Source organism: Desulfosarcina sp. (assembly GCF_033791525.1).
Taxonomy (GTDB): Bacteria; Desulfobacterota; Desulfobacteria; order Desulfobacterales; family Desulfosarcinaceae; genus Desulfosarcina.
In genome coordinates this window covers 1-7,314 of record NZ_JASJGN010000200.1, presented here as the reverse complement: position 1 = coordinate 7,314, position 7,314 = coordinate 1, and the positions used below count along the sequence as shown (strand labels likewise).

The window sequence follows — 7,314 nt, the reverse complement described above, 5'->3', positions numbered from 1 at the left end:
CTTGGCGATATCGACGGTGTCATCGGTGGAGTCGTCCAGAATCTGGATCTCGAGCAGCGCTTTTGGATAATCAAACCGGCAAATCGATTTTATCAATCGTTCGACGACATAGCGTTCATTAAAGATCGGAAGCTGGATGGTAACCTTCGGCCAGCGATCGACGGGATAATTTCGATAGAAATGCTCGATTACCGCGTCATGCTGCTGGAGGGATTGGGAACGTTTCAGGCGATAACACACCATGAGGAAATAGCAGTTCATACCGTAGGTAAACAAAGCAACCAGCGCAAACACATATAGCGCCAACGATAGATACAGGAAGGGTTCGACCATAATTGTTCCGGGCGGTTAATTTTCAGTTGAGTAATGACATATCGTCGACGTTTTCGAATAGATCTAAATACATTGACCGCTTGAATCACGCGGCTGCTGCATTTTAGTGCGACGTTGGTTGGACCGGGCCCTATTCAGTCGCTGAAGTACTTTACATGCAACGTGGAATGGAGAAAGCGCTTAGATCGAATACAAGTGTAGCGCGCAGGCAACCATGATATTGAATTCCGTTGATCGGACTATTTGCGCGCAATGATCGTTGTCATGCCATTGTTATTATCGATGTTTTCAATTGTAAATCCTAATTTTTTCATGCACACCGACATCCACTGAGTAGAGATACGAAGCTTTCGAAAACAGCTTTTTTTTATTACCCAACGATCACCGGCTTTTTCATGAACAATGTCATGTACGTTGACATGGTTTTTTTCATATTCCAAAAAGCAGGTAAATATTCTTTCCGAATTACTTCGCACCGGGATGAAACGGTCCAGGCCTTTCAATTCAGACGCCAGCTCCCTGAATCCGATAATCAAACGGCCATTGTCTTCCAAGATTTGACTGGCATCTTCCATTAGGGTGTTAACTTTTTCCAGACTCGTAAGGTGGGTAATGGTGTCGCCCATGCATACGATAAGTTCCACACGTTGGTGGATGTGTTCTGTAAAATTCGACAGGTCGTCTTCTATTGCCACGATGGGCAATCCCGCGGCATTTGAAATGAGTTCCGCCAGCAGGTCCCGGCTCAAATCCATTGCTATGACCTTAAATCCGGATTGAGACAGCGGTATCGACTGAAATCCGGGACCGGCACCCAAGTCAAATGCTATACCCGATCGGGTTGGACGTATACCATGAGATTCGAAAAATTTCAGGTTTTCCTCTAATTTTAGCTCGAGCCCGCCGGAGATCCACGCATAAAGTGGAGCAAGCAAATTGTCATAATGTTCTTTTACGCTCGTCATAGCTTCATTTTCTCATTGCCGATCTGCTTAAAGCGTCTTTACACCGGCAACGCATCGAAGGATCGGCAGCGTCGTTTCGACCCAACGGCCCGCGGGTGCAAGGCGGAAGAAATGGCGAAAACGGATCAGGACGATCAGGTCCTGGAGGACGGGACATGAGGAACCCCCATCGTCGAATTTACAAAACGGGTTACCAGACATCTCAAAAATAAAGATCAGGGTGCATGGCAAGGCATGAAACAATGAAAAAGCGCAGCGATGAGGCAGGTTGTGAAGATGTTGAGTCGTTTCATAACGCTGCCATGGTCACTCAGGCTATTTTTGAAATGCGCTGTATCAGTAGCCCACCTGACTTGAAATTAACGACATGTCGTAGGAGAAAGTTTAGGAAGAACGGCCTTTCCTGTCAATGCAATAATCGCCGCCATAGCCCGCACAAGGTGCTGCTGCTCATGGAGGGGAACTGGTCCGGCCGCCCACTTTCCCGATATACCCTGAAGCGGACGGCTGATTTCAACACCCTGAACGACTAACCCACTCACGATAAGCTGGATTGCCTGGTTACGAGCCTGTAGAAGTCGGGCAAGGACCTGCATTCCGGAATTGGGTTTGATAGAGGCGCGCATACAGCCCTTCCTGTACCAGGAGCTGATCGTGAGCGGAATGGTTATCATGGCGGTGGGCCCGTTCGACGATGCGGCCATGATCCAACACCAGGATTACATCTGCATCCAGAATGGTGCTGAGCCGGTGGGCAATGACCAGGCTGGTGCGTCCTTTCATGATCCTTTCCAGGGCCTCCTGTATAAGGGCCTCGCTCTGGCTGTCGAGACTGCTGGTGGCTTCGTCCAGCACCAGGATGCGCGGGTTTTTGAGAATGACCCGGGCAATCGCAATTCGTTGCTTTTCACCCCCGCTCAACCGATAGCCCCTGGCACCCACCACCGTGTCGTATCCATCGGGCAGGCCGGCGATGAAGGCGTGAATATTGGCCGTCCGACAGGCGGCTTCGATTTCGACCTGTGAGGCGTGGGGTGCCGCATAGAGAAGGTTCGTCTTGAGCGTGTCGTTAAATAGATAGGGTTCCTGGGTGACCATACCGATGGCTCTGGCCATAGAGATCTGGGACACATCCCGCAGATCATGCCCGTCCAAGCGAATGATGCCGTCCGTTGGATCGTAGAGCCGTGGCAGCAGGTAGGTGATGGTGGTTTTTCCGGCACCGCTAGGCCCGACCAGTGCGGCCAATTCACCGGGCCTGATGGCAAAACTCACGGCCTCCAGTGCCATTTGGCGGCTTGGCTGTTCGTCTGCAATCGATGCCGCTGGGGCAGGTGCGACGGTCTGTCGATCTCCTTTTTTCTCCAACAAACCCGAAGCGCTGTCGCCATCTACCGTGTAGCTGAAGCTGACATCATCGAATGTGACCTCGCCTGTGACATCTGGCAGCGTAATCGCATCAGGCTTGTCCTGAATTTCGACCGGGAGGTCCAACACCTCGAAGACGCGCTCGAAGCTAACCATGCTGGTGGCAAACTCGACATGGGCATTGCTGATGGAACTCAGCGGGCCATAGAGTTGGGTCAGGTAGGCACCGAAGGCCACAATCGTCCCCACGGTGAAAACACCCCGTAAAATCATGTGCCCGCCCAGCCAGAACACCATGGCCGTTCCGACGGCGCTGATCAGGCCCAAGCCCATGAAAAACCAACGTCCCACCATGGCCGATCGAACGCCGATGTCGGCCAGGGCCGCGCTGCGCCGATGGAACCGATCTCCTTCGTCGCTTTGTCTTCCAAACAACTTGACCAGCAGGGCCCCGTCGATGTTTAGGGTCTCTTGCATGAGGACATTCATCCTGGCGTTCAACTTCATGCTCTGCCGGCGGATGTGGCGCAACTTTCGTCCGACCCGCCGGGTTGGCGCCAAAAACAAGGGCACAATGGCAATGCTCAAGAGGGTCAGACGCCACTCCAAGGAGAACATGATGCTCACGGTGGCGACAACGGTTACGATATTGGTTACGATATTGATAAAGGTGCCTGTCAGGGCCCGCTGGGCGCCCACCACATCGTTGTTGAGCCGACTGATCAGCGCCCCGGTTTTGGTGTGGGTAAAAAAGCGCAGGCCCATCCGCTGCATGTGGTTGAACAGCGCATTGCGCAGATCGGCGATCAGGCCCTCCCCGATGGTCGCACTGAGGTATCGCTGCCCGAAACCGATGGCCGCGCTGAGCAGGGGGACACCGATCATGCCCAACGCCAGCCAATTGAGCCGGGTCGTGTCTGCGTTTATGATGGCGTTATCGATCAGATCCCGATAGAGCAAGGGGGGGATTAGGCTTAATCCGGTAATGGCAAAGATGGTCGTCAATAAACCCAAAACTTTCAGTCGATAGGGCTCTGCGTATCCCCACACGCGTCGAAGCAAGGCCCAGCTGATCTGGGGGCGATCCCGTTCATCGTCGTAGCGTACATAGGCCCACCAACCGGTGCCGATATTCTGTCGCATATTTTTAACCCCTATTTTGAACCGCGATAGCGAGCGCTAACCCCGCCGCTTGCAGCGGGTTAGCGAGCGAACTGGAAGTCGATTTTTATCCTTACGGTGAACCCTCCCCACAGTTTGCCGCGGGGAGGGTCCAATCTGTTCCTATTGCCCATTCAATATGGTTACCCTAACCACTTGCCCACTGTCTGTAAATCCTCGGCGGGCAAACAGGTTAGTGCAAGCGGGGGTGCGCCGTTTAATGTTGGGGAAATGGTGTGAAGGAAGGTTGTGGATGGAAAGACGACACGCCTTGTCGTTTGACAGTTCGGGACTGGACGCATATTTTCCGTATATACTCATCCACAGCGGGCCGCAGCGTTTGAAATAATCGGAATGCATAGAAAGGGAGAAGCGATGACCGTTGATGATTTTGTAAAAAGTGTTGCCGCTGAAAAACCGCCACACGGGCTTTCAGAAACGCTCACATCCTTGTGGTGGGACAAAAAGGGGGACTGGGATAAAGCCCATGCCATCGCCCAGGAGATTCCAACCGTCCTGGGCAGCGCCGTGCATGCCTACCTGCACCGCGAAGAGGGTGTCTTGTGGAACGCGGACTACTGGTACACCCGCGCCGGGCGGCAGCGCCCCGACATCCCGCTTGAAGCAGAGTGGCGGCGGTTGGTTGAGGAGTTGCTTGGTGGAGCCCAAGCATAAAGGCATATCACCCCGATACCTGCGTTGAAACGGTTTCGTGAGTCGATAGATGGGCGGCTGCCGGATCGCAGTTCAGTTTTTCAAAATCTGCCGAGAAGGTACGGATGCGTCCCAGCAGATATGACCGCTGGGTGGGCGTCAGCGAACGTTCTATTTTTGCCAGCAGCATGAGGGTAAGATCCGTGTTGACGTCGATATTGTTTTGGTAATGCGCGGATCTGCGTTGATCGATATTCACCAGCAGGTCAACGAATGCACCCTTGAAATCCGGGTTATCTTGACGTCTTGCCAGCAAGTTTCTCAATTCAGCCGTGACGTGCTGCCGGTGGTCCAATCCGTCTGCGGCCAAAGGCCTGATTTCAGCGCTCCAGTCAACCACCGCCTGCTTCTGTACCGGGGTGATCTCGGAAAACCATCGGTTGATGCGCTTGATCATTTTTTTTCTGCGCTTTTGTTCCAGCTGGTCCAACGGGATATCCACATATTCCGTTTTGAAGGTGTTGTTGCGCTGCTCCACATTTTCAAATAGCTCAGCGAGCTGTTCATCGGATGCGGTTGCTAAAATATCCGCCACTTCCGGCCCGATCTGTATCTTTATCACCCGCCAAAGGATTTTCAACTGGTCGGCATAGGCGTGCAGTCTCTCGACACTCAGTGGCACACGAGGATCGTCTAAATCGTAGGCCAAGTCCTTCAGCGTTTGGCCATACGCCGAAAGCTGGGTATGGCAGTGCCAGTCCAACGCGTGTATCAGGTGATTTTCCAGCAAACGGCTCTGTTCCTGATTCAAGGTGATATAGTCGTCCACGTACCAGGGAATCAGCCAATCCAGATTAGGGTAGGTCATTCGAAGACTGCACCCCGAGACTCCGATCATAAGCAAGATTATCAGAATATACCGTTTCATTGTCTTAAGATAATCGGGGACTGATATTTATCAACCGGAGGAGCCATCACCCACCAGAAAAAGCTGGATAGCATAGCTGCAATGAAGACGGGCGCCCTCTTTTTTCGATCACGTGTGGACGCCTTTCGGTTAAGGGGTGTTTCCCGTGCGCTTGCGCTGATCCCTCAACGCTTTGATGTGCCTGGCCGGATAAACCCCGGTGGGGCAGACCCGGCTGCAGGCCACAGCGCGCTGGCATAAGGTTTCGCCATCCGGCGAGGCCGCGATAGAAAGCAGGTCGTTTTCAGTGGACGGATTTTTTTTCATCTCCTGATTGATGGCTGAGAGCACGGCGGGCCCTATAAAATGGCTGTTTTTGCGCACCACCGGGCAAGCGGAAACACAGCATCCACACTCGATGCAGTTTTCAAATCTGGTGATCGATTGGCCGCGGCCACTCAAGAGGAGATCATGATCATCCCTTTTTTCGTCTGGCTGCAGGCAAGACCAATCAGGTTGCATGAATTGAAACAGCGTGCTGCGCACCGTCACCAGGTCTCCGATACGCTGAAAACAGTGCAGCGGCTCCAGGGTGATGGTCTGCGTCCCTAAATCAGCGAGTTTGGTTTTACAAGCCAGGCGTTCCACACCGTTGATGGTACACGCACATGTGCCGCATGAGGCATGATGGCAGGCGCGCCGATACATCAATGAGGGCTCTTGATGGATCCGGATCTGTTCCAGGGCATCCAAAACGGTCCAATCGGGCGCCGGTGTCAATTCATAAGTAGAAAATGCCGGCGGGTCGATAATGCTCGGCTTGAATCGTGATATCTTGATTAGAAGGCTGTGCATGAGAATCGATCATTGAAAAAATTGTCGATAATGGTGCAAGACCGTGTGCTCGGTCGCGCAGGGAATCTGCCGACCGGTTTTGGCGCACACCCGATCGACCACCTTTTCGGCCATCGCCCGCATGGTGGTGGCTTTCCCGCCAACCACGGACAACAGCCCTTCCATTCCATCCGTTTTAGCATGATCGATGGCCTCCGAAGCGCGGCTGATCTTGGTCGGATCCGCTTCGGCGTCATTGATCAGCAGCGGGCGGGACGCACTCCAGGCCGCAACCACCGGCAGTTGGGCGAGCTGCGGCAGCATCTGCGAACACAGATCGATCATTTGCCGGACATGGTCAGCGGGCAGCATCACTTCATCCGGGTCATCCGCGATCCAGGCGGAGGTTCCTAAAATACTCTGGTTGCGCTGAGGCACGATAATGTCCCCTTCGCCGGCGGGGTGAAGCCGATTGATCACCATACCGGTGAGCCGCGGCTGCATGCTGACCATGACACCCGGTGACGGCTTCATGGGTAGATTGATGTTGAGCAGGGCAGCGATTTTGCCGGCCCATGGACCCGTCGCATTGATCACCATATCCGCTTTTTCGACATAGGTCGTTTGGCGCTGATGATCCCTGACGTCCACACCGGTGATAATTCCATCGTTGGCGAGCAATCCTACGACCTCCGAAAAAGGGCGGATGTCGGCACCGTTGGCCCGGGCCGAGGCAAAAAAGTGCATGGCCAGACGCCAGGCGTCCATGGTGGCGTCAGGCACCTGCACCGCCGCCTTGATGGTGGGCGACAATTCGGGTTCCATGCGCCGTGCCTCGTCGACAGGCAACTCTCGGTAAGGAATGCCGGCGGCGCTGCAGTTGAGAATAAAAGCTTTATAGTGGGCCATGTCCGTGTCATCCAAGGCCACAAACAAACCGTCATTTTGCTCCAGGGCTTGCGGTGCAATAGTCCGCAGAATTCGATTTTCCGTCATGCACTCAGCCGCCGTTGCGACATCATGCAACGCATAGCGGGCGCCGCTGTGCAAGAGGCCATGGTGTCGCCCCGTACTGCCGCAGCACAGCTCGCC

7 protein-coding genes and 2 pseudogenes are annotated in these 7,314 nt (G+C 53.8%); 2 read left to right on the top strand and 7 right to left on the bottom strand.

The window, feature by feature from the left end; all coding sequences use genetic code 11:
- Both QNK41_RS09925 and QNK41_RS09920 read right to left on the bottom strand, forming a co-directional pair.
- Positions 1-333: pseudogene (locus QNK41_RS09925) on the bottom strand (glycosyl transferase family 2); the annotation flags it as partial.
- 239 nt (positions 334-572) lie between these two features.
- A complete protein-coding gene (locus QNK41_RS09920; protein WP_319256268.1) occupies positions 573-1,298 on the bottom strand; it encodes a class I SAM-dependent methyltransferase in 726 nt (241 codons plus the stop codon).
- Between the two features lie 242 nt (positions 1,299-1,540).
- Here QNK41_RS09920 and QNK41_RS09915 point away from each other — a divergent pair, with 242 nt between their 5' ends.
- The gene (locus QNK41_RS09915) at positions 1,541-1,831 is read left to right on the top strand and encodes a hypothetical protein (RefSeq protein WP_319256266.1); all 291 of its coding nucleotides are present in this window, start codon (positions 1,541-1,543) and stop codon (positions 1,829-1,831) included.
- A gap of 28 nt (positions 1,832-1,859) precedes the next feature.
- Here QNK41_RS09915 and QNK41_RS09910 read toward each other — a convergent pair whose 3' ends face one another.
- Positions 1,860-3,809, bottom strand: coding sequence for an ABC transporter ATP-binding protein (locus tag QNK41_RS09910; RefSeq protein WP_319256263.1), 1,950 nt, complete (start codon positions 3,807-3,809; stop codon positions 1,860-1,862).
- A gap of 393 nt (positions 3,810-4,202) precedes the next feature.
- Here QNK41_RS09910 and QNK41_RS09905 point away from each other — a divergent pair, with 393 nt between their 5' ends.
- Positions 4,203-4,502 (top strand): hypothetical protein, encoded by a 300-nt coding sequence (locus QNK41_RS09905; RefSeq protein ID WP_319256262.1) that lies wholly within the window; start codon positions 4,203-4,205, stop codon positions 4,500-4,502.
- A gap of 7 nt (positions 4,503-4,509) precedes the next feature.
- Here QNK41_RS09905 and QNK41_RS09900 read toward each other — a convergent pair whose 3' ends face one another.
- The 4 genes and pseudogenes from QNK41_RS09900 to QNK41_RS09890 all read right to left on the bottom strand — a co-directional run.
- Positions 4,510-5,349 (bottom strand): DUF6279 family lipoprotein, encoded by an 840-nt coding sequence (locus tag QNK41_RS09900; protein ID WP_319256260.1) that lies wholly within the window; start codon positions 5,347-5,349, stop codon positions 4,510-4,512.
- Positions 5,350-5,355: 6 nt separating this feature from the next.
- Positions 5,356-5,409, bottom strand: a pseudogene (locus QNK41_RS23035) (lipoprotein); the annotation flags it as partial.
- 129 nt (positions 5,410-5,538) lie between these two features.
- Complete coding sequence (locus QNK41_RS09895) at positions 5,539-6,243, bottom strand: succinate dehydrogenase/fumarate reductase iron-sulfur subunit (protein ID WP_319256258.1); 705 nt, start codon at positions 6,241-6,243, stop codon at positions 5,539-5,541.
- 9 nt (positions 6,244-6,252) lie between these two features.
- A partial coding sequence (locus QNK41_RS09890) for an FAD-dependent oxidoreductase (protein WP_319256256.1) occupies positions 6,253-7,314 on the bottom strand: 1,062 nt, incomplete at its 5' end.

Bases quoted from the DNA above. Each gene is read 5' to 3' on its own strand.
- QNK41_RS09900 (WP_319256260.1), bottom strand. From the start codon at position 5,349: ATGACCTACCCTAATCTGGATTGGCTGATTCCCTGGTACGTGGACGAC.
- QNK41_RS09910 (WP_319256263.1), bottom strand. From the start codon at position 3,809: ATGCGACAGAATATCGGCACCGGTTGGTGGGCCTATGTACGCTACGAC.
- QNK41_RS09905 (WP_319256262.1), top strand. From the start codon at position 4,203: ATGACCGTTGATGATTTTGTAAAAAGTGTTGCCGCTGAAAAACCGCCA.
- QNK41_RS09920 (WP_319256268.1), bottom strand. From the start codon at position 1,298: ATGACGAGCGTAAAAGAACATTATGACAATTTGCTTGCTCCACTTTAT.
- QNK41_RS09895 (WP_319256258.1), bottom strand. From the start codon at position 6,243: ATGCACAGCCTTCTAATCAAGATATCACGATTCAAGCCGAGCATTATC.
- QNK41_RS09915 (WP_319256266.1), top strand. From the start codon at position 1,541: ATGAAAAAGCGCAGCGATGAGGCAGGTTGTGAAGATGTTGAGTCGTTT.